The sequence below is a fragment of the Novosphingobium sp. JCM 18896 genome, assembly GCF_025938095.1.
Lineage (GTDB): Bacteria > Pseudomonadota > Alphaproteobacteria > Sphingomonadales > Sphingomonadaceae > Novosphingobium.
The window spans coordinates 155,500-180,548 of record NZ_JAPCZF010000006.1; the positions used below are offsets into that span (position 1 = coordinate 155,500).

The 25,049-nt window shown below is 66.7% G+C and carries 22 protein-coding genes and 1 pseudogene; 16 read left to right on the plus strand and 7 right to left on the minus strand.

The window, feature by feature from the left end; genetic code table 11:
• Positions 1 to 59: 59 nt before the first annotated feature.
• On the minus strand, positions 60 to 4,220 hold the full coding sequence (rpoB, locus tag OLX23_RS20600; protein ID WP_264447020.1) for a DNA-directed RNA polymerase subunit beta: 4,161 nt from the start codon (positions 4,218 to 4,220) through the stop codon (positions 60 to 62).
• A gap of 552 nt (positions 4,221 to 4,772) precedes the next feature.
• Here rpoB and OLX23_RS20605 point away from each other — a divergent pair.
• The 4 genes from OLX23_RS20605 to OLX23_RS20620 all read left to right on the plus strand — a co-directional run bounded on the left by OLX23_RS20605 (position 4,773) and on the right by OLX23_RS20620 (position 6,945).
• Complete coding sequence (locus OLX23_RS20605; RefSeq protein ID WP_264447021.1) at positions 4,773 to 5,813, plus strand: hypothetical protein; 1,041 nt, start codon at positions 4,773 to 4,775, stop codon at positions 5,811 to 5,813.
• A 228-nt stretch (positions 5,814 to 6,041) separates the two neighbouring features.
• Complete coding sequence (locus tag OLX23_RS20610; protein WP_264447022.1) at positions 6,042 to 6,182, plus strand: hypothetical protein; 141 nt, start codon at positions 6,042 to 6,044, stop codon at positions 6,180 to 6,182.
• Entirely contained in the window at positions 6,182 to 6,712 is a 531-nt protein-coding gene (locus OLX23_RS20615) for a DUF2975 domain-containing protein (protein WP_264447087.1), read from the plus strand. Before OLX23_RS20610 ends, OLX23_RS20615 begins: the two co-directional genes overlap by 1 nt.
• Complete coding sequence (locus OLX23_RS20620) at positions 6,712 to 6,945, plus strand: helix-turn-helix domain-containing protein (protein WP_264447023.1); 234 nt, start codon at positions 6,712 to 6,714, stop codon at positions 6,943 to 6,945. Before OLX23_RS20615 ends, OLX23_RS20620 begins: the two co-directional genes overlap by 1 nt.
• Before the next feature lie 9 nt (positions 6,946 to 6,954).
• On the opposite strand, the gene OLX23_RS25840 is transcribed toward OLX23_RS20620, so the two are convergent.
• Positions 6,955 to 7,380: a hypothetical protein gene (locus tag OLX23_RS25840; RefSeq protein ID WP_413629923.1), complete on the minus strand. Its 426-nt coding sequence runs from the start codon at positions 7,378 to 7,380 to the stop codon at positions 6,955 to 6,957.
• A gap of 9 nt (positions 7,381 to 7,389) precedes the next feature.
• Positions 7,390 to 7,790 (minus strand): annotated as a pseudogene (locus OLX23_RS25845) (class I SAM-dependent methyltransferase); the annotation flags it as partial.
• A 144-nt stretch (positions 7,791 to 7,934) separates the two neighbouring features.
• Here OLX23_RS25845 and OLX23_RS20630 point away from each other — a divergent pair.
• The 3 genes from OLX23_RS20630 to rplL all read left to right on the plus strand — a co-directional run bounded on the left by OLX23_RS20630 (position 7,935) and on the right by rplL (position 9,857).
• On the plus strand, positions 7,935 to 8,546 hold the full coding sequence (locus tag OLX23_RS20630; protein WP_264447024.1) for a TetR/AcrR family transcriptional regulator: 612 nt from the start codon (positions 7,935 to 7,937) through the stop codon (positions 8,544 to 8,546).
• Between the two features lie 315 nt (positions 8,547 to 8,861).
• Positions 8,862 to 9,377: a 50S ribosomal protein L10 gene (rplJ, locus tag OLX23_RS20635; RefSeq protein ID WP_264447025.1), complete on the plus strand. Its 516-nt coding sequence runs from the start codon at positions 8,862 to 8,864 to the stop codon at positions 9,375 to 9,377.
• 102 nt (positions 9,378 to 9,479) lie between these two features.
• Entirely contained in the window at positions 9,480 to 9,857 is a 378-nt protein-coding gene (gene rplL / locus OLX23_RS20640; RefSeq protein WP_264447026.1) for a 50S ribosomal protein L7/L12, read from the plus strand.
• Between the two features lie 262 nt (positions 9,858 to 10,119).
• Here rplL and OLX23_RS20645 read toward each other — a convergent pair whose 3' ends face one another.
• On the minus strand, positions 10,120 to 10,566 hold the full coding sequence (locus OLX23_RS20645) for a nuclear transport factor 2 family protein (RefSeq protein WP_264447027.1): 447 nt from the start codon (positions 10,564 to 10,566) through the stop codon (positions 10,120 to 10,122).
• A gap of 22 nt (positions 10,567 to 10,588) precedes the next feature.
• On the minus strand, positions 10,589 to 11,017 hold the full coding sequence (locus OLX23_RS20650; RefSeq protein ID WP_264447028.1) for a c-type cytochrome: 429 nt from the start codon (positions 11,015 to 11,017) through the stop codon (positions 10,589 to 10,591).
• A gap of 102 nt (positions 11,018 to 11,119) precedes the next feature.
• Here OLX23_RS20650 and OLX23_RS20655 point away from each other — a divergent pair, with 102 nt between their 5' ends.
• The 5 genes from OLX23_RS20655 (at position 11,120) to bla (ending at position 16,916) form a co-directional block, all read left to right on the plus strand.
• Positions 11,120 to 12,514, plus strand: coding sequence for an MATE family efflux transporter (locus OLX23_RS20655; RefSeq protein ID WP_264447029.1), 1,395 nt, complete (start codon positions 11,120 to 11,122; stop codon positions 12,512 to 12,514).
• 138 nt (positions 12,515 to 12,652) lie between these two features.
• Entirely contained in the window at positions 12,653 to 12,940 is a 288-nt protein-coding gene (gene groES, locus OLX23_RS20660) for a co-chaperone GroES (protein WP_264447030.1), read from the plus strand.
• 67 nt (positions 12,941 to 13,007) lie between these two features.
• Entirely contained in the window at positions 13,008 to 14,651 is a 1,644-nt protein-coding gene (gene groL / locus OLX23_RS20665; protein WP_264447031.1) for a chaperonin GroEL, read from the plus strand.
• 373 nt (positions 14,652 to 15,024) lie between these two features.
• Positions 15,025 to 15,750, plus strand: coding sequence for an aspartyl/asparaginyl beta-hydroxylase domain-containing protein (locus OLX23_RS20670; protein WP_264447032.1), 726 nt, complete (start codon positions 15,025 to 15,027; stop codon positions 15,748 to 15,750).
• A 164-nt stretch (positions 15,751 to 15,914) separates the two neighbouring features.
• Positions 15,915 to 16,916: a class A beta-lactamase gene (bla, locus tag OLX23_RS20675; RefSeq protein WP_319641338.1), complete on the plus strand. Its 1,002-nt coding sequence runs from the start codon at positions 15,915 to 15,917 to the stop codon at positions 16,914 to 16,916.
• 293 nt (positions 16,917 to 17,209) lie between these two features.
• Here bla and OLX23_RS20680 read toward each other — a convergent pair whose 3' ends face one another.
• Positions 17,210 to 17,485, minus strand: a complete 276-nt coding sequence (locus tag OLX23_RS20680) for a hypothetical protein (RefSeq protein ID WP_264447034.1) — start codon at positions 17,483 to 17,485, stop codon at positions 17,210 to 17,212.
• A 287-nt stretch (positions 17,486 to 17,772) separates the two neighbouring features.
• On the opposite strand from OLX23_RS20680, the gene polA reads away from it, so the two are divergent.
• Genes polA through OLX23_RS20700 form a run of 4 tightly spaced genes read left to right on the plus strand, consistent with a single transcriptional unit; the run spans position 17,773 to position 22,544 of the window.
• Positions 17,773 to 20,643 (plus strand): DNA polymerase I, encoded by a 2,871-nt coding sequence (gene polA / locus OLX23_RS20685; RefSeq protein ID WP_264447035.1) that lies wholly within the window; start codon positions 17,773 to 17,775, stop codon positions 20,641 to 20,643.
• Positions 20,640 to 21,674, plus strand: a complete 1,035-nt coding sequence (locus OLX23_RS20690) for a mechanosensitive ion channel family protein (protein WP_264447036.1) — start codon at positions 20,640 to 20,642, stop codon at positions 21,672 to 21,674. Before polA ends, OLX23_RS20690 begins: the two co-directional genes overlap by 4 nt.
• Before the next feature lie 58 nt (positions 21,675 to 21,732).
• Entirely contained in the window at positions 21,733 to 22,077 is a 345-nt protein-coding gene (locus OLX23_RS20695; protein ID WP_264447037.1) for an ArsR/SmtB family transcription factor, read from the plus strand.
• On the plus strand, positions 22,074 to 22,544 hold the full coding sequence (locus OLX23_RS20700) for an SRPBCC family protein (protein WP_264447039.1): 471 nt from the start codon (positions 22,074 to 22,076) through the stop codon (positions 22,542 to 22,544). Before OLX23_RS20695 ends, OLX23_RS20700 begins: the two co-directional genes overlap by 4 nt.
• 55 nt (positions 22,545 to 22,599) lie before the next feature.
• On the opposite strand, the gene OLX23_RS20705 is transcribed toward OLX23_RS20700, so the two are convergent.
• Positions 22,600 to 24,909, minus strand: coding sequence for a CDC48 family AAA ATPase (locus OLX23_RS20705; RefSeq protein ID WP_264447040.1), 2,310 nt, complete (start codon positions 24,907 to 24,909; stop codon positions 22,600 to 22,602).
• Positions 24,910 to 25,049: the final 140 nt, after the last annotated feature.

Genomic DNA, 25,049 nt, shown 5'->3' on the forward strand with positions numbered 1-25,049 from the left:
GGGTCAATCTCTGCTGCGAACGGGGGAGCGCCACCCGTGCGGGGCGGCGCTCCGATCGTTCACTCGGCCGCGATGGCGATCCCGTCGTCGTCCTCGTCGTTGTCGAGCGACGAGAGTTCGACGTTGAGGCCCAGCGAGCGCATTTCCTTGACGAGCACGTTGAAGCTCTCGGGAATGCCGGCCTCGAAGGTGTCGTCGCCCTTGACGATCGCTTCGTAGACCTTGGTGCGGCCGACCACGTCGTCCGACTTCACCGTCAGCATTTCCTGCAGCGTATAAGCGGCGCCGTAGGCCTGGAGCGCCCAGACCTCCATCTCACCGAAGCGCTGACCACCGAACTGCGCCTTACCGCCCAGCGGCTGCTGGGTGACGAGCGAGTAGGGCCCGATCGAACGTGCGTGGATCTTGTCGTCGACCAGGTGGTGCAGCTTGAGCATGTAGATGATGCCCACGGTGACCTTGCGGTCGAACGCCTCGCCCGTGCGGCCGTCGAACAGCACCGACTGGCCCGACGTGTGCAGACCGGCCTTGGTCAGCATCGCCGAGACGTCGGCCTCGCGCGCGCCGTCGAACACCGGGGTGCCCATCGGGACGCCGGCCTTCAGGTTGTCGGCCAGTTCGAGGATCTCGGCCGGCGAGCGCGCATCGATCTGCGCGTGGTACTGCTCGCCGTAGACGTCCTTGAGCTTGTCCGCGATCACCGTCGGCGGTTCGGCCGCCTGCGGGTTCGGGTTGGCGTGGCGCCAATCCTCGAGCGCGTGCTTGATCTGCTGGCCGAGGCCGCGCGCGGCCCAGCCGAGGTGCGTCTCGAAGATCTGCCCGACGTTCATGCGCGAAGGCACGCCCAGCGGGTTCAGCACGATGTCGACGTGGGTACCGTCCTCGAGGAACGGCATGTCCTCGATCGGCAGGATGCGCGAGATGACGCCCTTGTTGCCGTGACGGCCGGCCATCTTGTCGCCCGGCTGCAGCTTGCGCTTCACCGCGACGAAGACCTTGACCATCTTGAGCACGCCCGGGGCCAGCTCGTCGCCGCGCTCGAGCTTCTCCTTGCGGTCCTCGAACTTCTCCTGGATCGCCTTGACGGTCTCGTCGTACTGCGACTTGACCGCTTCGAGCTGCGCCTGGCGACCGTCGTCGGCGACGGCGAACTTCCACCATTCGTGACGCTCGACCTCACCCAGGACTTCCTCGGTGATCTCGACGCCCTTCTTGATGCCCTTCGGCGCAGCCGCGGCGGTCTGGCCGAGCAGCATGTCGCGCAGACGGTTGTAGGTCGCACGGTTGAGGATCGCGCGCTCGTCCTCGCGGTCCTTGGCGAGGCGTTCGATTTCCTCGTTCTGGATCGCGCGGGTACGGTCGTCGATCTCGATGCCGTGGCGGTTGAACACGCGGACTTCGACGATCGTGCCCGAGACGCCCGGCGGCAGACGCAGCGAGGTGTCGCGCACGTCGCTGGCCTTCTCGCCGAAGATGGCGCGCAGGAGCTTTTCTTCCGGCGTCATCGGGCTTTCGCCCTTCGGCGTGATCTTGCCGACCAGGATGTCACCCGGGTGCACTTCGGCGCCGATGTAGACGATGCCCGCCTCGTCGAGGTTGCGCAGGGCTTCCTCGCCGACGTTCGGGATGTCGCGGGTGATGTCCTCGGGCCCGAGCTTGGTGTCGCGGGCCATGACTTCGAATTCCTCGATGTGGATCGAGGTGAAGACGTCGTCCTTGACGATGCGCTCGGAGATGAGGATCGAGTCCTCGTAGTTGTAGCCGTTCCAGGGCATGAAGGCGACGAGGCTGTTGCGGCCCAGGGCCAGTTCGCCCAGCTCGGTCGACGGACCGTCGGCGATGATGTCGCCCTTCTCGACGATGTCACCCACCTTCACCAGCGGACGCTGGTTGATGCAGGTGTTCTGGTTCGAGCGCTGGAACTTCTGCAGCGTGTAGATGTCGACGCCCGACTGGCCGGCCTCGATATCCCCGCTCGCACGGATGACGATACGCGTGGCGTCGACCTGGTCGACGATGCCCGGACGCAGCGAGGCAATCGCGGCGCCCGAATCGCGCGCCACGGTCTCTTCCATGCCCGTGCCCACGAAGGGCGCGTCGGCCTTGACCAGCGGCACCGCCTGGCGCTGCATGTTCGAGCCCATGAGCGCGCGGTTGGCGTCGTCGTTTTCCAGGAACGGAATGAGCGAGGCGGCGACCGAGACCAGCTGCTTGGGCGAAACGTCCATCAGCGTGACGTGATCGCGCGGCGCCATGACGAATTCGCCGCCTTCACGCGCCGAGACCAGTTCCTCGACGAACGAGCCGTCGGCATTGGTTTCGGCCGAAGCCTGGGCAACCGTGTGCTTCTGCTCTTCCATCGCCGAGAGGTAGACGACCTCCTTGGTCACCTTGCCCTCGATCACCTTGCGGTACGGCGTCTCGATGAAGCCGTACTTGTTGACGCGGGCGAAGGTCGACAGCGAGTTGATCAGACCGATGTTCGGGCCTTCCGGCGTCTCAATCGGGCAGATGCGGCCATAGTGGGTCGGGTGAACGTCGCGGACTTCGAAGCCCGCGCGCTCACGCGTGAGACCGCCCGGCCCGAGCGCCGAAACGCGGCGCTTGTGGGTGACTTCGGACAGCGGGTTGGTCTGGTCCATGAACTGCGAGAGCTGCGAGGAACCGAAGAACTCGCGCACCGCGGCGACCGCGGGCTTGGCGTTGATCAGGTCGTTCGGCATCACCGTCGACACGTCGACCGAGCTCATGCGCTCCTTCACGGCGCGCTCCATGCGGAGCAGGCCGACGCGGTACTGGTTCTCGAGCAGCTCGCCCACCGAACGCACGCGGCGGTTGCCGAGGTTGTCGATGTCGTCGATCTCGCCCTTGCCGTCCTTGAGGTTCACCAGCTCCTTGACCACGGCGAGGATGTCCTCGGTGCGCAGCGTGGTGACGGTGTCCTCGGCATCGAGGCCCAGACGCATGTTGAGCTTGACGCGGCCCACGGCCGAGAGGTCGTAGCGGTCGCCGTCGAAGAACAGGCCGTCGAACAGCGATTCCGCGGTTTCCTTCGTCGGCGGCTCGCCCGGGCGCATGACCTTGTAGATCGCCTCGAGACCCATCTCGCGGTTCTCGGCCTTGTCGGCCTTGAGCGTGTTGCGGATCCAGGGACCGGTGTTCACGTGATCGATGTCGAGCAGTTCGATGTGATCGATGCCCGCCTTGTCGAGCGCGTCGAGGTTCTCGGGCGAGACCTCGTCACCGGCTTCGATGTAGATGCGGCCAGTGCTCTCGTCGATGACGTCGAGCGCCGAATAGCGGCCGAAGATTTCCTCGGTCGGGATCAGCAGCTCGGCCAGGCCGTCCTTCTGCGCCTTGTTCGCGGCGCGCGGGCTGATCTTCTGGCCAGCGGGGAAGATGACCTCGCCCGACTTGCCGTCGACGATGTCGAAGGTCGGCTTGGTACCGCGCCACTGCTCGGGCGCGTAGGGCAGGCGCCAGCCGCCCTCACCGCGCTTCCAGGTGACGGTCTCGTAGAAGTGGTTGAGGATCTGCTCGCCGTCGAGGCCCAGCGCATAGAGCAGCGCGGTGACCGGCAGCTTGCGCTTGCGGTCGATACGGACGTTGACGATGTCCTTGGCGTCGAACTCGAAGTCGAGCCACGAACCGCGGTAGGGAATGACGCGCGCGGCGAACAGGAACTTGCCCGACGAGTGGGTCTTGCCACGGTCGTGATCGAACAGCACGCCCGGCGAACGGTGCATCTGCGAGACGATCACGCGCTCGGTGCCGTTGACGATGAAGGTGCCGTTGTCCGTCATCAGGGGCATGTCGCCCATGTAGACGTCCTGCTCCTTGATATCGAGGACCGAGCGGGTCTCGGTCTCGGCGTCGACCTCGAACACGATCAGGCGCAGAGTGACCTTCATCGGCGCCGCATAGGTGATGCCGCGCTGGCGGCATTCGGTGGTGTCGTACTTGGGGTCTTCCAGCTCGTAGTGGACGAAGTCCAGCTCGCTGGTGCCGCCGAAGTCGCGGATCGGGAAGACCGAGCGCAAGGTCTTTTCCAGGCCCGAGACATAGCCGCTGGCCGGGTCCGAACGCAGGAACTGCTCGTAGGACTCGCGCTGAACCTCGATCAGGTTCGGCATCTGCACGACTTCGTGGATGTCGCCGAAGATCTTGCGGATGCGCTTCTTGGCCGAAGCGCGCGGAGCGTTGACGGGCTTGGTCGCCATGGAGAGGTTTGCCTCTTTGTTGTCGGGCCGGAGAACCGGCGAAAAAATTCATGCCACACGCGGCGTGGCGCAACCGACGCAGAAAAGGCCACACGGCACACGGCCACCCAAGGGGTGCCATGGCCTGCAGCCTATCGCGTCAGATGATGCCCGATTCGCTTCCTTCGTGGGCGAATCCCCGCGCATGGATCCGTCTTGCTCGAAGCGGTGAGCGAGAGCGCATATAGATACGCCCCCGAGGCTTGTCAAATCGACCGGCAGACGCAGCCCTGCGACAAGACGCGGAACATACCCCGCCAGTTACAAACTAACTGTTCTTACTATATCAGAGATATATAAATAATATTAGAGTATATCTTCGCGTAAATCACGATTTACCGTGGATCATACTCGATATTACGACGTCAAAATTCGTCAATTCGTCGACAAAACACGCTCAACCCATCGCTTTATCGCATCACGGGGCTTTTCAACCACATCTGTTCGCCCAAGCTTGAGAGCATGACACACGCACCCACCCCCATCCTTCGCGCTACCACGGCGATTTGTGCCGTGCTTGCGCTCGGTTCCACCCCCGCCTGGGCTCAGGAGGTCGCTCCGACGATCGACGTGCCGGCCGCCAGCGCTCCGGCAGCGGCCCAGCCGACAATCGTGCTGCCGAACACGGCCCCGGCCCCTGCCGCTCCGGTAGCCGCGCCGCCGGTCATGACCTCGCAGCCGATGGTCCAGCAGACGCCGGTCGTCACGCCGCCGCCGGCCGCGATCACCGCCGAGGAAACCGCGCCGACGCGCGCCGCAGCGGAACGCCCGGCACCGCGCACCGCCGCGCGCACCACGCCGAGGGCCAGCGCCGCACCCGCCCAGGCCGCCGCGGCTCCTGCAGCCGAACCCGTTCCCGCCGCCCCCGTGACGGCAGATGCCCCGATGTCGCCGGCCGCGTCCGTTCCCCTGACGCAGCCTGCGACCACGCCCCCGCCTGCGGATACCAGCCTCCAGAATGGCCCGCAGGAGGGGGCGCAAGCTCTCGAAGACAACAGCGCAACGGCCATGGTCGGCGCCGGCGCAGCCCTGCTGCTCGCGCTCGGTCTCGGCACCTTCGCCGTCACGCGCCGCCGTCGTCGCCACGTAGAGGTCCACGAGGACACCGCCCTGGCAGCACCGGCCACGGTCTATGCCGAACCCGCCCCGCGTCCGGTCGTCACAGCCCCGGTCGTGGAACCCACGATCGCGCCCCAGCCCGTTGCAGCCCAGTCCGTTGCAGCCATGCCGCTCGACCCGCGCCGCTCGATCGGCGAGGAAGAACTGGTACCCGCAACCCATCCGGCCGCAGCCAAGCCCGCCGCGTCGCTCGACGGCCCGGTGCCGCAGACCCGCGCCGAACGCGACGCGCTGCTCGATCGCATGATTTCGGCCGAACCCGATGCGAGCAATCCGTTCACCTCGCGCAAGGCGCGCCTGCGCCGCGCGCGGATCATCCTGCAGTCGCGCGAGATTGACGAGAAGAACGCCGCGACCACGCCGTTCGACTGGCGCGCCTACAAGTCGTCGACCAGCAACCCCGCCCCCGCAACTCCCCCGCGGGTCACGGCCTGAAGGTGCGTGTGCCCAACCCCCAAGTCGGGGGATGGGACGAAGAAGGCGGCCCCAACCGGGGCCGCCTTCGCCGCATACAGGACAGCCGATTGCTTCGCGCAATATGGGCGGCAAACCCCGGCTTTCCGTAAAACGATCAGCCGCATATCGTTTTTCGATATTATCGATTGACAATAAGGTCGACTCGCCTTATTGAATATCGATATCAAGCATATCGGAGAACGATCAATGACCCGCACCACGAACACTTTCGGCGCTTTCGCCTTTGCCGCCCTCGCCGTTTTCGCGCTCTGGACCTCGACGCTGACCATGCCTCTCGGCACCGCGCCGACCTCGGTCGCCACCGTCGCCGCACCCGCCCTCGCGTGATGACCTCCGCTGGCGGTCCTCGCCTCGATCCGCTGCTCGCCCTGGTCAAGCTGATCCTGGCGATTTCGATGGCCGCTTTCCTGGCCCTGGCAGCCGTCATCGCCCTGGCCGCCCCCGCGCTGTTCCTCTGGCGTGACAAGGTAACGGCCCAGATGGCCGCGCAGGGCGCGCCACCCGAGGCGATCTGGGCGATCGTGGCCGTGCTGCTGCTCGTCTCGGCGATGTTCGTGCTGGGCTTCTATTTCGTCCGGCACCTCTACCGCATCGTCGCCAGCGTCGGCGAGGGCGATCCCTTCGTCCCGATCAACGCCCGCCGCCTCAGCGCCATGGCCTGGATCGCGGTGGCCGTGCACGTCATGGCGATTCCCGTGTCGATGATCGGCGAATGGGCGGAGACGCTGTCACCCCGGATCCACTGGGAAGGCGACATCCCCCTCGCGGGGCTGTTCCTGGCGCTCGTCCTGTTCATCCTCGCCCGCGTCTTCCGCGAAGGCACACGCCTGCGCGAGGAACTGGAAGGCACCGTCTGATGGGCGACGAAACGACCGAAGGCACGCGCATCCAGGTGAAACTCGACGACCTCCTCCACGCGCGCCGGATGACCCTGACCGAACTGGCCGAGCGCATCGACATCACGCTCGCCAACCTCTCGATCCTCAAGACCGGCAAGGCCAAGGCGATCCGCTTCTCGACGCTCGAGGCGATCTGCCGCGAGCTCGAATGCCAGCCCGGCGACCTGCTCGGCTATGACGGCGCAGACTGAGACGGCCGGCTAGGGAAGCCGAGTCCATGCGGCGACCAGCCGGGACATGAAGGCCACGCGCTCGTTCGCCGCGGCATCGACACGCAGCCGCTGGGCTAGGGTGTCGATGCCGATATCGTCGAATTCCGCAATGCCTGCACGCGCGATCGCCGGCAGCAGGCTGCGCAAGGCCTGTACCAGTTCGCCGTAGCCGGCGGCATCCGCGCCGCCGAAAACCCCCTGCACGGCGTTCATCTCGGGGGCCGGCAGACCGGCATGGCGGAATGTCGCATAGAGTCGGCTGCCCATTTCGAGTTCGGTCCCACCCGAGGCAAAGCCCTGGAGCACCCAGTCGCGCGTCCGCACGAAGATTTCCGAGGGCGGGACCTGCGATATCGAGGTCAGATCGACTTCGAGAAAGGCGATAATGCCGCCCGGGCGCAGAAACTTCGTCAATCTCTCGAGCGTCGCGACCCGATCGGGCAAATAAGACAGTATGAAACGGCCAATGATGGCATCGAACGTCCGTTCGGGCGCGAAGTCCGTCAGATCGCCAGCGACGAAGGTGAGGTTGTCGAGCCCGGCTTCCGCCGCGCCGCGATCTCGATCGACGACGACGCCTGCTCGACCCCGACCACTTTGCCATTCTTGCCGACCAGACGCGCGGCAAGCATGGCTACGTCGCCCACGCCGGCGCCCAGGTCTAGCACCTCAAGCCCTGGCCGCAGCCCAGCGCGCCGCAGGACATCCTCGGTAAAGCCTTCCAGTTGCAGAGCCTGCGCGGCCAGTCGCCGCGCTTCCTCGTCCGAATGCCCAAGCGGGTAATCGGCTTCATGCTTAGTGCTATCGTGCGTCGCCATGGTCATCGCTCTCCCTGCGATTCTTTGGATATAGCTACCTTATCATAAAGAATGAACGATCACTCTTTATTTTTGAACACGATTGCATCATCGGCATCCTACGGACTACGGATGAGCCTCTGATCGCCGCGAAGGACAGATACCAAGACGATGGCTCGCAGTGCCGAAGCCCTGGCCCGGCGTCAGGAACGATCCGAGTTGCGCCAGGAGCAGGTGCTCGACGCGGCCGAGACCTGCTTCCTCGCCGAGGGCTTCCACGGCGCCAGCATGTCGCGCATCGCCGCCGCCGCGAAGATGAGCGTCGGCCACATCTACCAGTATTTCGAAAGCAAGGACGCAATCATCATCGCGCTGTGCGAGCGGCGGTTCGCGGGCTTCGAGCACCTGCTGGTCGCGGTCGAGCAGGACACCCACCTCGCCCAGGCGGCCGACATCGACGCCTGGCTCGCCCAGTTCGCCTGGTGGATCGATCCGGTCCGCGCGCCGCTGACGCTTGAGATCATGTCCGAGGCCGGACGCAACCCCAAGGTCGCCGAAGTCGTGACGCGGATCGACCGGCGCTTCCGCGAGATCATGCGGCGCAGCCTGATCTCGGCCGCCGCCGGCATTCCGGCCGAGGAGGTCGAGGCCCGGCTCGAGGCGATCGTCATGCTGTCGCACGGCATGACGAGCCGCATCACCGCCGACCGCGACGCCGATCCCGCGCGCCTGCTGGCCGCGTTCCGCGCGGCGGTGCGCCGGCTGATCGTCGCGCCGGCCTGAGGGCGGGCGCGCCACCCGGCTTGACTTTCTGCACCGATTCCGTCAGAGGCCGCGCCAGACCGGCGGTTCGCTGCCGATCATCCGTCCGAGACAGTTGGTGCAGGCTTCCTGCTTAATTCCCAGCCTAGACGGGGAAAAGAGATTCACGGGACGTCTCGTCCCTGCGGCCCTCCTCTTCGAGAGTGCGGTGCCTCACTGCGTTTCGCGACGCAGCTCCTTCCCCTCAACGGACTCGCCCGCAAGCGCTTTTGCGCGTGCGGACAACGTAGCCGGCCACGGGGGTTCGCCTCCAAGGCCATTGTGAAGGAGTAAGGCATGGATCGTTCGCAGAAAGCCGAATCGGTCGCCACGCTCAACGCGACTTTCAACGAGGTCGGCGTGGTGGTCGTCACCCGCAACCTCGGCATGTCGGTGGCCCAGTCCACCGCCCTGCGCGGAAAGATCCGTGATGCGGGCGCGACCTACAAGGTTGCGAAGAACCGTCTTGCCAAGCTTGCCATCCAGGACACGGACTACGCGGGACTCGACGAGTTCTTCACGGGTCCGACGGCGATCGCCTCTTCGGTCGATCCCGTCGCTGCCGCCAAGGCAGTCGTGGACTTCGCCAAGACGACCGACAAGATCGAGATCGTCGGCGGTTCGATGGGCTCGCAGGTTCTCACCCCCGCCGGTGTCCAGGCTCTCGCCTCGATGCCGTCGCTGGATGAGCTGCGCGCAAAGCTTATCGGCCTCGTTCAGGCACCGGCGACCAAGATCGCCCAGCTCTCGACCGCTCCGGCGGCCAAGCTGGCGCGCGTCTTCGGCGCCTATGCCGCGAAGGATGCCGCCTGAGGCATTCCGGGGGCAACCCCGGTCCTCAGAAGCAAGACTTTCAACGATTTACCGATCAGCGCCATTCAGGACTGACCGGACACACAACTAGGAGTAAGCATCATGGCCGATATCGCCAAGCTTGTTGAAGAACTGTCGAAGCTGACCGTCCTCGAGGCGGCTGACCTTGCCAAGGCCCTCGAAGAGGCATGGGGCGTTTCCGCCGCTGCCGCCGTTGCCGTCGCTGCCCCCGCTGGCGGTGGCGCTGCTGCCGAAGCCGCTGAAGAGAAGACCGAATTCGACGTCATCCTGACGGGCGACGGTGGCAAGAAGATCCAGGTCATCAAGGAGGTCCGCGCGATCACCAACCTGGGCCTGACCGAAGCCAAGGCTCTCGTCGAAGGCGCCCCGAAGGCGATCAAGGAAGGTGTCAACAAGGCCGAAGCCGAAGACATCAAGAAGAAGATCGAAGAAGCCGGCGGCACCGTCGAGATCAAGTAATCGCTTCGATTACTTCGATTGGAAAAAGAGAAGGGCGGCTCCCATGGGGCCGTCCTTTTTCTATGTCGCTCTCCGGGGCTGCGGCGGCGCAAAAACCACCCTCACCGCTGCGACTAGCCTCGCCTTCGGCTCAGCAAGTCTCGCGCCTCTCCCGCCAGCGGGGGAGGGTTTCCTCCGCTTTCTCCCGCTGGCGGGAGAAGGATAGCGCAGCTTGCCGCTCTAGCGGCTAGCGAAGCTTGGATGAGGGTGGCAAAGCGCAGCCTTACCCATGCAGCACGCTGTCGGGACTGATCCACAAGGTCCGCGGACGCCGGTGGGCGAGCCGCCAGGCACCGTCCTCCTTGCGCAGCAGGTCGTCGTAGTAGCCGTTGTGGTCGAGCCCGGTAGCGCTCGTCACCAGCCAGTAGGTCCGTGCCTTGGCCGTGCCGTCGCCGAGCAGATCGACCTTCGAGGTGGTCAGGTGATGGCTGATGAAGCCGGCCGGCTTCTGCTCCGCCGCCTCAGCGTCCTTCGGCGGCGGGATCGGCGAGGGACCGCGCATCCATTGCCGGATGGTCTCGCGCCCGGCGTAGGCCTGATCGAGCTGCAGCACGCCGTCCTCGGCGAAGCAGTCGGCATAGGCATCGGCCTTGCGCGCGTCGCCGGCCTGGGTGCAGGCGGCCAGCAGGTCGCCGATCGCCAGGCGGTCCTTCAATTCCTCGTCGGTCATAGTCTCTCCCTTTCGGCAGAGGCTAGATCTGCTTGGCGAGGTAGTCGATGATCTCCTTGCGCTTGGCCGGGTTCGACTGGCCCGCGAAGATCATCTTGCTGCCGGGCACGAGCTTGGTCGGCGAGGTCAGCCAGGCGTCGAGCGTCTTCTCGTCCCAGGTCAGGCCCGAGGCCTTGAGCGCGTTCGAATAGGTATAGCCGGCGACGCTGGCGGCGGGTTTGCCGACGATGCCGTGGAGGCTCGGGCCGATGATGTTCCGCCCCGCCTCGACCGTGTGGCACGAGCGGCACTGCGCAAAAGCCGCTGGCGGCGCATTCGCCGGCGTCGCCACGGCGACGGGCGTCCCCTCTCCGCCCGCGTCCGGCGTCTTTTCTCCGCCGCAGGCCGAAAGCGCGCCGATCAGGCCCAGGACGACGAACTGCATGGCAAACCGCATCGCACCAAATCGCATGAAACCTCCCTGCGCATCTTTGCCCGCGGCTCTACCGCCCCCGCCCCGCGAGGCAAGGATTCGCTTTCCTCCCCCGCCGCGCTCGCCTATCGCCTCGCGCCCATGGCCAGCGCCGCCCCTTCTCCCTTCCGCGTCGAGCTCGGCGCCACCCTGCGCCTCGCGGGGCCGCTGGCGCTCGCCAACATGCTGCAGATGGCGGTCTATGCGCTCGACGTGATCTTCGTCGCGCGGCTCGGCTCGCACCAGCTCGCCGCCTCGAGCCTGGCGATCGCGGTGTTCGGCCTGATCAACTTCGGCTTCCTCGGCCTGACCGGCGCGGTCGCGCCGCTGATCGCCGCCGAGCGCGGCCGCAAGGCCCACGCGATCCGCGAGATCCGCCGTTCGGTGCGCATGGCACTGTGGCTGGCGGTGGTCGGCGGTGTCGGTGGCATGATCCTGTGCCAGTTCGGCGAGGCGCTGATGCTGCTGACCGGCCAGGATCCGGCGATCGCCGAGACCGCGGGCTGGTTCCTGGCGCTGCTGTCGCTGGCGCTGATCCCGATGCTGATCACCAACGTGCTGCGCATGTTCGTCTCGGCCATGGGCCGCCCGGTCTTCGCCACGCTGGTCACGGCCATGGCGATCCTGGTCAACGCGCTGGGCAACTGGGCGCTGATCTACGGCCATCTCGGCATGCCCGCGCTGGGCCTCGCGGGCTCGGCACTGTCGACCCTGCTGACCGCGGTGGCGACGGCGCTCGCCTATGCCCTGGCGATCGGCTGGAACCGCAACCTGCGCCGCTATCACGTGTTCGGCCGCTGGTGGCGCCCCGAATGGCAGCGGTTCCGCGAGATCGTGCGCCTGGGCGTGCCGATCGCGCTGACCGTCGTCGCCGAGGGCGGGCTTTTCTCGAGCGCCGCCTTCCTGATGGGCCGGATCGGCGAGACCCAGCTCGCCGCGCATACGGTCGCACTGCAGGTCGCCGCCTTCTTCTTCCAGGTGCCCTTCGGCGTCGGCCAGGCCGCGACGATCCGCGTCGGCTATCACTTCGGCGCGCGCAACGCCGTCGCAGCCGGTCACGCCGGCTGGGCCGCGGTCGCGGTCTGCCTGCTCTTCGCCGGCGTATCTGCCAGCGCCATGGTGCTGTTCCCGCACCTGATCCTTTCGGCCTATATCGACGTCACCGCGCCGGCCAATGCCCTGCTCGTCGGCTTCGCCGTGCAATACCTCGTGGTCGCCGCGGCCTTCCAGCTCGTCGACGGGGCCCAGGCGGTCGCGGCCGGAGCGCTGCGCGGGCTGCAGGACACGCGCGTGCCGATGATCGTGGCGATCGGCGGCTACTGGCTGATCGGCTTCGTCATCGCCATCATGCTCGGCTTCGCGACGCCGCTGCAGGGTATCGGCGTGTGGATCGGCCTCGCCGCGGGGCTGACCGCGGTGGCGATCCTGCTGGTCTGGCGCTGGCATCGCCGCGACACCCTCGGACTCTTGCCCGACACGGCTCCCGGCCTGTCCTGACTCCGACCCAGCCCGAAGATTTTTGCCGAGAGTCCGCTTGACGCTCCCTCGGGGCGGACCCATATGGCCGCCGCTGGCACTCTCCAGGCGAGAGTGCCAAGTGCTGGATTCATCGTTGAAGAGAGAGGGGAGTATCCCATGGGTTTTCGTCCGCTGCACGACCGCGTGCTCGTGCGCCGCGTTGAGGCCGAGGAAAAGACCGCCGGCGGCATCATCATTCCCGACAGCGCCAAGGAAAAGCCCGCCGAGGGCGAAGTGGTCGCCGTGGGTTCGGGCGCCAAGGCCGAAGACGGCAAGGTCACGCCGCTGGACGTCAAGGCCGGCGATCGCGTGCTGTTCGGCAAGTGGTCGGGCACCGAGGTCAAGGTCGACGGCCAGGACCTGCTGATCATGAAGGAAAGCGACATTCTGGGTATCATCGGCTGATGCCGATGGGGCTCGGCATCATCGCCTGAGCCCCTCCTCCCAAGACAAGATTTAAAAGGAATTACAAATGGCTGCCAAGGACGTGAAATTCGGCCGCGATGCGCGTGAGCGCATTCTCGCCGGTGTCGACACCCTCGCCAACGCGGTGAAGGTCACGCTGGGCCCCAAGGGCCGCAACGTCGTGATCGACAAGAGCTTCGGCGCTCCGCGCATCACCAAGGACGGCGTCACCGTCGCCAAGGAAATCGAGCTCAAGGACAAGTTCGAGAACATGGGCGCGCAGATGCTGCGCGAAGTGGCCTCGAAGGCCAACGACGCCGCTGGTGACGGCACCACCACCGCCACGGTTCTGGCCCAGGCCATCGTGCGCGAAGGCATGACCGCCGTCGCCGCCGGCATGAACCCGATGGACCTCAAGCGCGGCATCGACCTCGCGGTCGGCAAGGTCGTCGAGAACCTCAAGGGTCGTTCGAAGAACGTCTCGGGCTCGTCGGAGATCGCCCAGGTCGGCATCATCTCGGCCAACGGTGACACCGAAGTCGGCGAGAAGATCGCCGAGGCCATGGAGAAGGTCGGCAAGGAAGGCGTGATCACGGTCGAAGAGGCCAAGGGTCTCGAGTTCGAGCTGGACGTCGTCGAAGGTATGCAGTTCGACCGCGGCTACCTCTCGCCCTACTTCGTCACCAACCCCGACAAGATGACCGTCGAGCTCGACAACCCCTACATCCTCATCCACGAGAAGAAGCTGTCGAACCTGCAGTCGATGCTTCCGATCCTGGAAGCCGTCGTGCAGTCGGGTCGTCCGCTTCTGATCATCGCCGAGGACATCGAGGGTGAGGCTCTGGCCACGCTCGTCGTCAACAAGCTGCGTGGCGGCCTGAAGATCGCCGCCGTCAAGGCGCCGGGCTTCGGCGATCGCCGCAAGGCCATGCTGGGCGACATCGCCACGCTGACCCAGGGCGAGATGATCTCGGAAGACCTCGGCATCAAGCTCGAGAACGTGACGCTCGCCATGCTCGGCCAGGCCAAGAAGGTCTCGATCGACAAGGACAACACGACCATCGTCGATGGCAACGGTTCGGCCGATGAGATCAAGGCCCGCGTCGAGCAGATCCGCGCCCAGATCGAAGTCACCACCAGCGACTACGACCGCGAGAAGCTCCAGGAGCGTCTCGCCAAGCTTGCTGGCGGCGTGGCCGTGATCAAGGTCGGCGGCGCCTCGGAAGTCGAGGTGAAGGAGCGCAAGGACCGCGTCGACGACGCTCTCCACGCGACCCGCGCCGCGGTCGAGGAAGGCATCGTCCCCGGTGGCGGTACCGCGCTGCTCTATGCCACCAAGGCTCTCGAAGGCCTGAAGGGCATCAACGACGACCAGACCAAGGGTATCGACATCATCCGCAAGGCGATCACCGCTCCGCTGAAGCAGATCGCCACCAACGCGGGTCATGACGGCGCTGTCGTCGCGGGCAACCTGCTGCGCGAGAACGACGAAACCCAGGGCTTCAACGCTTCGACCGACGTCTACGAGAACCTCGTCGCCGCCGGCGTCATCGACCCGACCAAGGTCGTGCGCACCGCGCTGCAGGACGCCGCTTCGGTGGCCGGCCTGCTGATCACGACCGAAGCCGCGATCAGCGAGAAGCCCGACGACAAGCCCGCGATGCCGCCGATGGGCGGTGGCATGGGCGGCATGGGTGGCATGGACTTCTAAGTCCGAACCACCCGCCGACAGGCACAGCGAGAAGGCCGGGAGGGGAAACCTTCCCGGCCTTTTTCGTTTGGCGATCATACGCTTGAGACGACGAACGATCCTCCCCTGCAAGGGGAGGTGGCAGGCCCGCAGGGCCTGACGGAGGGGTGTCCTCCCTATCGATAGTGTGACACCCCTCCACCACCAGCTTCGCTGGCGGTCCCCCTCCCCTTGTAGGGGAGGATCTTCCGCGTTTGCAGGCCTTTCATTTGGACAGCACGCCGAGGTCCCCGCGCCCGCGTTCATCGCCAGTTAGCCAAAACGGCGCCATCAGCGGTTGATTGTCGGACGCCCGGGAATAGATAGGGCCCGATTTGAGGGAATTGGGCTTTCAGTGGACCTGGAAAAATACGTCAAGGAACAGGAGACGCTGGCCGTGCGCGTGGGCAAGCATCTGCGCTGGCCGCTCAACCGCTTTCTCGCGCGCCAGTCGTTGATCGGCACCCAGGCCTTCTTCACCGAGGACCAGGTGCCCGGGCTCGATCGCCTGCGCGCGCAGTGGCCCGTGATCGAGGCCGAGGCGCGGGCGCTGATGGCCGAGCGCGATACCGTGCCGCCGCTGGGCAAGATTTCGCCCGATCACCGCACGCTCGCACCCGATGCGCGGTGGAAGAGCTTCTTCTTCACCGGCTACGGCTACAAGGCCGAGGCCAACCGCGCGCGTTGCCCGCAGACCGCTGCTCTGGTCGATCAGGTGCCGAACCTCGTCGTCGCCTTCTTCTCGATCTTCGAGCCCGGGACCCACGTCCACCGGCACCGCGGCCTGACCAAGGCCATGCTCAACGTCCACCTGGGCCTGATCGTCCCCGAGGAGCGCGAGGCCTGCCGCATGCAGGTCGAGGACGAAACGCGGTCCTGGTCTCCCGGCGAATACCTGATCTTCGACGAGACCTTCCACCACGAGGTGTGGAACGACGCCAGCGAACCGCGCGTCGTGCTGTTCCTTCAGGTGATGCGGCCGATGCGCTGGCGCGGGCGCTGGCTCGGCAATTTGTTCCTGTGGATGGTCCGGCGCACGAGCTTCGTCCAGGACGTCCGTCGGGCCATCGGCGCGGCCTGAATTGTCGCCGATTTTCCCGCCCAAACAGGCGCTTGGCTGGTTGGTTTCACCGTTGCCCGCACCCACAATTCGCTTCATCGACGAAATCTTTGCATGCCAACGCCTTATCGTTAAGAAAATACAAAGGCGCGTTGATGTATCATGGCGAAGTGATGCGGGGATTTTTGAACTTTTTCACACGTCGGGCAGCCAACACGCTGGCCCTCGTCCTGGCTTGCGGCGCGTCGCTTTCGCCCGCAGCGGCCGGTGATCTCGATGCGATCCAGTCGTCGTTCGACAGCACCTTCGGCACCGAGCAGCGCGCGCCGCGCACCTATGCCACGCCGCTCGAAGCCCAGGTCGCCACGCTCGCCAACGCCCAGGGCGGCCGCATCGGCGTGGCCGCGCTCGACCTGTCGACGGGCCGCAGCGTCGCGGTGCTCGGCAACCAGCCCTTCCCGATGGCCAGCACCAGCAAGGTCGCCATCGTCGCGACCTTCCTCGAAGGCGTCGATCAGGGCCGCTTCCGCCTCGAAGACCAATATCCGCTGATGGTGCCGGTGCCCTCGCGCAAGTTCGACGGCCCGGTCGCCCCGGTCCGCGCCGGCGAGATGTACAGCGCGCTCAACCTGATCGAGATGACGATCACGCGCAGCGACAACCGCGCCACCGATGCGCTGCTCGCCGTCGTCGGCGGGCCGCAGGCGGTCAACCGCTGGCTGCGCAAGTCGGGCCTCAACGATCTTCACATCGACCGCGACATCGCCACCTTGGTGCGCGACGACGGCGCGGTCGATCCCGCGCGCACGGTCGACACGCGCGACGCCGCCACGCCGCTGGCGATGGTCCGCCTGCTTTCGGGCATCTACCGCGGCGAATGGCTCAGCGCCTCGAGCCGCGCGGTGCTGATGGGCGCGATGGAGCGCTGCCGCACCGGCGCCCGCCGCATGCGCGCGCTGCTGCCCGAGGATGCGCGCGTCGCGCACAAGACCGGCACGCTCTACAACACCTCGAGCGACGTCGGCTTCATCCACATGCCCGACGGCCGCCCGATCGCCGTCGCCATCTACGTCACCGGCCAGGGCGGCAAGCCCAACCGCGACGCCCGCATCGCCGCGATCGCCCGCGCGCTCTACGACGGCTACGGCGCCGACGGCATGGGCCTGCGCCGCACCGCGGCGCGCTGATCTAAAAACACTGCCGCACCGCGGCGCGCTGATCTCGCAACGCCAATCCTCCCCGCGACGGGGAGGGGGACCACGCGCAGCGTGGTGGAGGGGGCTCTCGTTCAAGCCCCTCGCCGCGGGAATGCGCCCAATCGACAGCCCCCTCCACCACGCCGCTTCGCGTCGCGGTCCCCCTCCCCGTTCCGGGGAGGATAACGATCGCCTCGTTCCGACCGTCCATCTGCTCCGCACAAACGAAAGGGCGCGCAGGTTGCCCTGCGCGCCCTCGAAACTCGTTCGCTGGAAAGCGAAGCTTAGTGCTTCGTGGCTTCCGAAGCGGTCGCAGCGGCTTCCGAAGCAGCGCTCGAAGCGGCAGCGGCAGCGTCCGTAGCAGCAGCCGAAGCACCAGCAGCGGCGTCCGAAGCAGCAGCAGCGGCTTCACCAGCGGCGTCCGAAGCGGTCGCAGCAGCGTCGGTGGCGGTTTCAGCAGCTTCGGTGGCTTCCGTAGCGGCTTCTTCCGAACCCTTCGAGCAAGCCGACAGACCGAGGACGGTGGCGGCGGCAACAGCAGCGAGAGCGATCTTGCGCATGTATGGTATCCTTGAACAGCGAGTGGACCAAGCACGGCACAAGGCCGGGCCGAAAGCCTACTGCAGCAGTAGACTTCGGTCGTCAATTAACCAGCTTGGCGTGCCGATGCAAGCATCTAGTCACTTTTGGCCGCTGTTCAGGGCTGGGCGATAGGGCCACTCTAGAACCAGATTGTGTCGAGGTTGTGACCGAGCAGGCCCAATCCCCGCCTAATTTCCGCCATATTTGGCACTCTCGCGACGGTCGGGCGCTTCCCCCCGGAGGCATCACCGGCTAGGTAGAAAAAATGGAGCCCAAGCAGCATCTCTACCTGGTCGACGGCTCGGCCTACATCTTCCGCGCCTATCATCGCCTCCCGCCGCTGACCAATCCCGAGGGGACGCCGGTCGGCGCGGTCTATGGCTATACGACGATGCTGTGGAAGCTCGCCGACGATCTCCACAAGGCCGACGGGCCGACCCATCTGGCCGTCATTCTCGACAAGTCTTCGGTCTCGTTCCGCAACGACCTCTACGACCAGTACAAGGCCAACCGGCCGCCGCCGCCCGAGGATCTGGTTCCGCAGTTCCCCTTGATTCGCGATGCCACCCGCGCCTTCTCGCTGCCCTGCATCGAGGAGCCGGGGGTCGAGGCCGACGACGTCATCGCCTCCTATGCCCGCGAGGCGACGCGCAAGGGCTGGGACGTGACGATCGTCTCGTCCGACAAGGACCTGATGCAGCTCGTCGGCAAGTGCGCGCAGGGCGATGACGGCGTGGAGGGTGGCTGTGTCGACATGCTCGACACGATGAAGAACGCGCGGATCGACATCCCCGAGGTGATCGAGAAGTTCGGCGTGCCGCCCGAGAAGGTCGGCGACGTGCTCGCGCTGATGGGCGATTCGGTCGACAACGTCCCCGGCATCCGCGGCATCGGCCCGAAGACCGCATCGAAGCTGATCCAGGATTACGGCGATCTCGAATCGGCGCTGGCCGCGGCGCCGACGATGAAGGCCGGCAAGCTGCGCGAGAGCCTGATCGAGCAGGCCGGCATGGCGCGCCTGTCGCGCCAACTGGTCGCGCTCAAGGAAGACTGCCCGCTGCCGATGACGCTCGACGAGCTCAAGCTCGGCACGATCCCGCCCGAGCCGCTGGCCGCCTTCCTGTCGACCCACGGCTTCACCAGCCTGCTCAAGCGCCTCGACACCGGCGCCGGCAGCCCCGATCGCGCGACCCAGCTCAATCCGGCCCCCATGAATCGACTTGGGCCCGTCACCGCCGGCGCCCCGGTCGCGACCGGCGGCAACCGCCAGCCGCTGCCCGAAATGCCCGCGGTCGATCTCGACGCCTACGAATGCGTCCAGACGCGCGAGCGGTTGCAACACTGGATCGAGCGCGCCTTCGCCGCGCGCATGGTTGCGGTCGATACCGAGACCTCCGCGCTCGACGCGATGCGCGCCGATCTCGTCGGCATCAGCCTGGCATTGGGGCCCAACGACGCCTGCTACGTGCCGCTCGGCCACGGCGGCACCGACATGTTCGCCGAGAAGCCCGAGCAGGTCGACAAGGCCGAGGCGCTGGCTCTGCTCAAGCCGCTGCTCGAGAGCGACGCCGTCCTCAAGGTCGGCCAGAACATCAAGTACGACCTCAACGTGCTCGCCCGCCACGGCGTGCGGGTCGCGCCGATCGACGACACGATGATCGTCAGCTTCGCGCTCGACGCCGGACGCAGCGAAGAAGGCATCGGCGGCGGCCACGGCATGGACGAACTGGCGACGCGCCACCTGTCGCATACCACGCTGACCTTCAAGGACATCTGCGGCAGCGGCAAGAAGGCGATCCCCTTCGGCGAAGTCCCGCTCGACCGCGCGACGCGCTATGCGGCCGAGGATGCCGACGTCACCTGGCGGCTCCACCGCCTGCTGCGCCCGCGCCTGGCCGACGAGGGCGGCACGCGCGTCTACGAGCGCGTCGACCGGCCGCTGATCCCGGTGGTCGCGCAAATGGAGCGCCACGGCATCAAGGTCGACCGCGAGCGGCTGGCCGGTCTCTCGACCGAATTCGCCACCGAGATCGCCAAGCTCGAAGGCGTGATCCACGGCCTCGCCGGCGAGCCCTTCACGATCGGCAGCCCCAAGCAGCTCGGCGACGTATTGTTCGACAAGCTCGGCTACAAGGGCGGCAAGAAGGGCAAGAGCGGCCAGTATTCGACCGACCAGGGCATTCTCGAAGGCCTGGCCGGGCAAGGCGCCGAGATCGCCACGCGCGTGCTCGAATGGCGCCAGCTCTCGAAGCTGCGCTCGACCTATACCGAGGCGCTGCAGGCGGCGATCAATCCGCAGACCCAGCGCGTGCACACCTCGTACTCGCTGGTCGGTGCGCAGACGGGGCGCCTGTCCTCGACCGAGCCCAACCTGCAGAACATCCCGATCCGCACCGAGATCGGCCGCCAGATCCGCGACTGCTTCGTCGCCGAACCCGGCAATGTCCTGCTCTCGGCCGACTATAGCCAGATCGAACTACGCCTCGCCGCGCACATGGCCGACGTGCCGCCGCTCAAGGAGGCCTTCGCGCAGGGCGAGGACATCCATGCGCGCACGGCGATGGAGATGTTCGGCACGGTCGACCGCGACACGCGCGGGCGGGCCAAGACGATCAACTTCGCGATCCTCTACGGCATCTCGCGCTGGGGCCTCGGCGGCCGGCTCGGCGTGCCGGCGGAAGAGGCACAAGCGATGATCGACCGCTATTTCGAACGCTTCCCCGGCATCCAGAAGTACATCGTCCACACGCTCGAGACCGTGCGCGAGCGCGGCTATTCGGAAACGCTGTTCGGCCGCAAGACCTGGTTCCCGCGGATCAACTCCAAGCAGCAGGCCGAGCGCCAGGGCAGCGAGCGCGCGGCGATCAACGCGCCGATCCAGGGCACCAGCGCCGACATCATCAAGCGCGCGATGGCGCGCATGGGCCCGGCGCTGCTCGACGCCGGCCTGCCGCAGGTGAAGATGCTGCTCCAGGTCCACGACGAACTCGTGTTCGAAGCGCCCGAGGGCGATGCCGAGAAGGCCGCGCCGGTGATCCGCCAGGTCATGGCCGAGGCGGCGCAGCCCGCGGTCACGCTCGACGTGCCGCTCGGCGTCGAGATCGGCTTCGGGGGGAGCTGGGGAGCCGCGCATTGAGGCTGCCGACGACCGCCGAGATTCTGCACTGGGCCGAAAACGGCACCAGCGCCGCAATCGTCGCCGGCATCGCGCTGGTCTTCGCCTTCCTCGTCCATTTCGTGCTGTTCGCCGTGCTCGACCGGATCGCGCGGCTCTCGCCGACGCGGTCGGACGACGTCGTCGTCGATCGCCTGCGCCAGCCGCTGCGCTGGTCGCTCGCGGCGGTCTGCGTCTCACTCGCGGCCGAGAACCAGCCGATGCTCGCGCAGATCTGGGGCAGCGTCGCGCGCTTCGTCGTGCCCGCGCTGCTCGGCTGGGTCGCCTTCGCGCTGGTCAAGGCCTTCGCCGTGGTCATGTCGGACCGCGCCGAACTGTCCGACGACGAGCTCGCCGTGCGCAGCCGCCGCACGCGCATCGCCATCCTCTCGCGCAGCCTCGGCTTCGTCATCGTCTTCGTCACCGTGGCGCTGATGCTGCTGGGCATACCCGGCGTGCGCAACGTCGGCGTGACCCTGATGGCCTCGGCCGGCGTCGCCACCCTGGCGGTCGGCGCGGCGGCACAGCCCGCCCTCAAATCTCTGATCGCCGGCATCCAGATGGCGCTGAGCGAGCCGATCCGCATCGGCGACCTCGTCGTCATCGAGGGTGAGACCGGGCGGGTCGAGGACATCCGCATGACCTATGTCGTGATCCGCACGGCCGACGAGCGGCGGATCATCGTGCCGACCGCGCGCTTCCTCGAAACCAGCTTTCAGAACTGGACCCGCGTCGCTGGCGGGCTCACCGGCAACGTCATCCTGCCGATCGTGCCCGGCCACGCGATCGCGCCGATCCGCGCCGCCTTCGAGGCGCTGCTCGAGGATCAGGCCGACTGGGACAAGCGCACCGGCGCGCTACAGGTCTCCGAGCTCAAGGTCGATCACCTCGAGCTCAAGCTCGTCCTCAGCGCCGCCGATCCCGCCGCACTGACGCGCCTGCGGCTAGCCATGCGCGAGGCGATGGTCGAATGGCTGCGCGCCGAAATGCCCGAGGCGCTGAAGACCACCTGATCATCAACTGCCGAAAACAGTTTGCCATTCGGAAAACTATCCAACAATAGTTCGCCATATGGCAAACAATATCGCATCGCTCGATTCGGCCTTTCACGCCCTCGCCGACCCGACCCGCCGCGCGGTGATCAGTCGCCTGATCACCGGCCCCGCCTCCGTCAGCGAACTGGCCCAGCCTTTCGCGATCGGCCTCCCGACCTTCCTCAAGCATCTCAAGGTGCTCGAGGATTCGGGACTGGTCGGCTCGGGCAAGACCGGGCGCGTGCGCGTCTGCCACCTGCAACCGGCCCGCCTGGCCGCGGCCGAGAGCTGGATCGCCGAGCAGCGCGCAATCTGGGAAGGCCGCGCCGATCGCCTGGCGGCCTATGTCGAGAACCACATCCACAAGGAGCAAGGACAATGAGCGCCGACCTGACGATCTCGCGCCTGATCAAGGCCCCGCCCGCCGCGGTCTGGCAGGCCTGGAGCGATCCGCATCATTTCGCACAGTGGTGGATCCCCGAACCCTACGAATGCAAGGTCATCAAGCTCGACCTGCGCCCCGGCGGTGGCTTCGAGACGATGATGCGCGAAGGAGACGCCGCAAAGGCCGGAGGCGAATTCCAGCCGCACGTCGAAGGCTGCTTCCTCGAGATCGAGCCCGAGCGGAAGCTGACCTTCACCACCTCGCTGATCGAGGACTGGCGGCCGGGCGAACCCTGGCTGGCGCTGACGGCGCAGATCACCTTCACGCCCGAGGACGGTGGCACGCGCTATACCGCGCGGGTGTTGCACAAGACCGAAGCCGAGGCGCGCAAGCACGACGAGATGGGCTTCTACGAAGGCTGGGGCACGGCGCTCGCGCAGTTGGCGCGGCTGCTGGAGAAATGAGAAACGCCGCCCCGGGGTAAAACCCGGGACGGCGCCTCTGACATTCTACGTTGGCTTACCCGTGCTTCCGCTCGCGCGTCGACTCTAGCATGCCGGGGGCGATGAAGCCGATCGGCGAGACTTCCATGGCGCGCTTCTTGAGCTCGCCCTTCATCTTCTCGTAGTCGGCTTCCATCTCGGCGGTCACCGTCGCACGGCTGTCGGCCAGCGCGTCGGCGAAGTCGTCGGCGGTCACCTGCACCACCGCCGCACCGCGCTTGCGGATGGCGATGAGGCCGGCGCGGCGCACCACGTCCTCGAGATCGGCCCCGGTGAAGCGCTCGGTCTCCGAGGCGATCACCTTGAGGTTCACGTCATCGGCCAGCGGCATCTTCGCCGTGTGGATCTTGAGGATGTGCTCGCGGCCTTCCTCGCTCGGCGTGCCGACATAGACCAGCTCGTCGAAGCGGCCCGGCCGCAGCAGCGCCGGATCGACCAGCGCCGGGCGGTTGGTCGCGCCGATCAGCACGACCGACTGCAGTTCCTCCATGCCGTCCATCTCGGCGAGGATCGTGTTGACCACGCGCCCCGTCACCTGCGGTTCGGCGCCGCCGCCTGAGCCACGCGCGGGCACGAGGCTGTCGATCTCGTCGATAAAGATCACGCAGGGCGCGACCTGGCGGGCGCGGGCGAACAGTCGGGCGATCTGCTGCTCGCTCTCGCCGTACCACTTCGACAAGAGGTCGGACGACTTGATCGCGATGAAGTTGGCCTCGGCCTCCTTCGCCACGGCCTTGGCCAGCAAGGTCTTGCCGGTACCCGGGGGGCCATAGAGCAGGAAGCCCTTGGCCGGACGGATACCCAGGCGGTGGAATGCCTCGGGGTTCTTCATCGGCAGCTCGACGCCCTCCTTGAGCTTGAGCTGCGCGTTGTCGAGCCCGCCGATGTCGGCCCAGCCGATGTTCGGCACCTGCACCATGACCTCGCGCATCGCCGAAGGCTGGACGCGCTTCAGCGCCGCGACGAAGTCCTCGCGCAGGACCGAAAGGCTTTCGAGCACTTCGGGCGGGATCGTCTGCGCCTCGAGATCGAGCTTGGGCATGATCCGGCGCACGGCCTCGATCGCCGCCTCGCGGGTCAGCGCCGCCAGGTCGGCACCGACGAAGCCATGCGTCGTGCGCGCGAGTTCGCCGAGGTCGACGCCGGGATCGAGCGGCATGCCGCGCGTGTGGATGCCGATGATCTCGCGCCTGCCCTTCTCGTCGGGCACACCGATGACGATCTCGCGGTCGAAGCGGCCGGGACGCCGCAGCGCCTCGTCGATCGCATCAGGCCGGTTGGTCGCGGCGATGACGACGATGTTCGAACGCGCCTGCAGCCCGTCCATCAGGGTCAGAAGCTGCGCGACCAGACGCTTCTCGGTCTCGCCATGGACCTGCTCGCGCTTGGGCGCGATCGAATCGATCTCGTCGATGAAGATGATCGACGGCGAAGACTTGCTCGCCTCCTCGAACACCTCGCGCAGGGCCTTTTCGCTCTCGCCATAGCCCGAGCCCATGATCTCGGGCCCGTTGATGATGAAGAAGCTGGCCTCGCTCTCGTTCGCCACGGCGCGCGCGAGCATGGTCTTGCCCGTGCCCGGCGGGCCGTGCAGCAGCACGCCGCGCGGCGGATCGACGCCGAGGCGGGTGAACAGTTCGGGATAGCGCAAAGGCAGCTCGACCATCTCGCGCAGCTGGCGGATCGTGTCGCCCATGCCGCCGACGTCGTCGTAGTTGAGGCCGGCGCGGCTCAGCCGCGCTTCCTCGAACTCCTCGCGCAGCTCGACCTCGGTGTTCTCGTCGATGTGGACGATGCCCTTGGGGCTCGTCGACACGACGGTCAGGCGGATCTGGGTCAGCGCATAGGCCGGCGCGTTGAACATGCGCTGGACCTGCGGCGGCATGTCGCGGACCTGCTGCTGGCCGGCGGTGGCGACGATGTCACCCGCGAGCAGCGGCCGGCCGAAGAAATTGCGCTTGAGCGCGACCGACGGACCCTGGAGGCGCATCTCGCGCTGGGCGGGCGCGAAGACTACGCGCTGCGCGGGCCGCGATTCGGCCTTGCGGATGGTAACGTGATCGCCCGAGCCGACTTCGGCATTGGCGCGCTGCAGGCCGTCGAGGCGAATCACCTCGATCGCCTCGTCCTCGGCATAGGCGGCGACGGCGCGGGCCACGGTCGTGCGCTTGCCCGAAATCTCCAGGGCATCGCCCTCGAGCGCGCCGAGCGCCGAGAGCGCCGACTTGGGCAGGCGGGCGATGCCGTGCCCGCTTTCTTCCTGGCGCGCGGCTGCGACCTGCAGCCTTACCGTCCGTTCTTCCACGCTTGCCGTAGCATCGGCCATGTCGATTGTTCCCCGATTGGCGTCCCCCGCATGGGGGTCTCAGCAAGCTAGGAACTGCGCCTTGCGATTGCAAAGGGGGTGCCCGGGGAGCCCGGTCGAAAAAAAGGCCCGATCGTTGCCGACCGGGCCTTGGAAGTTTT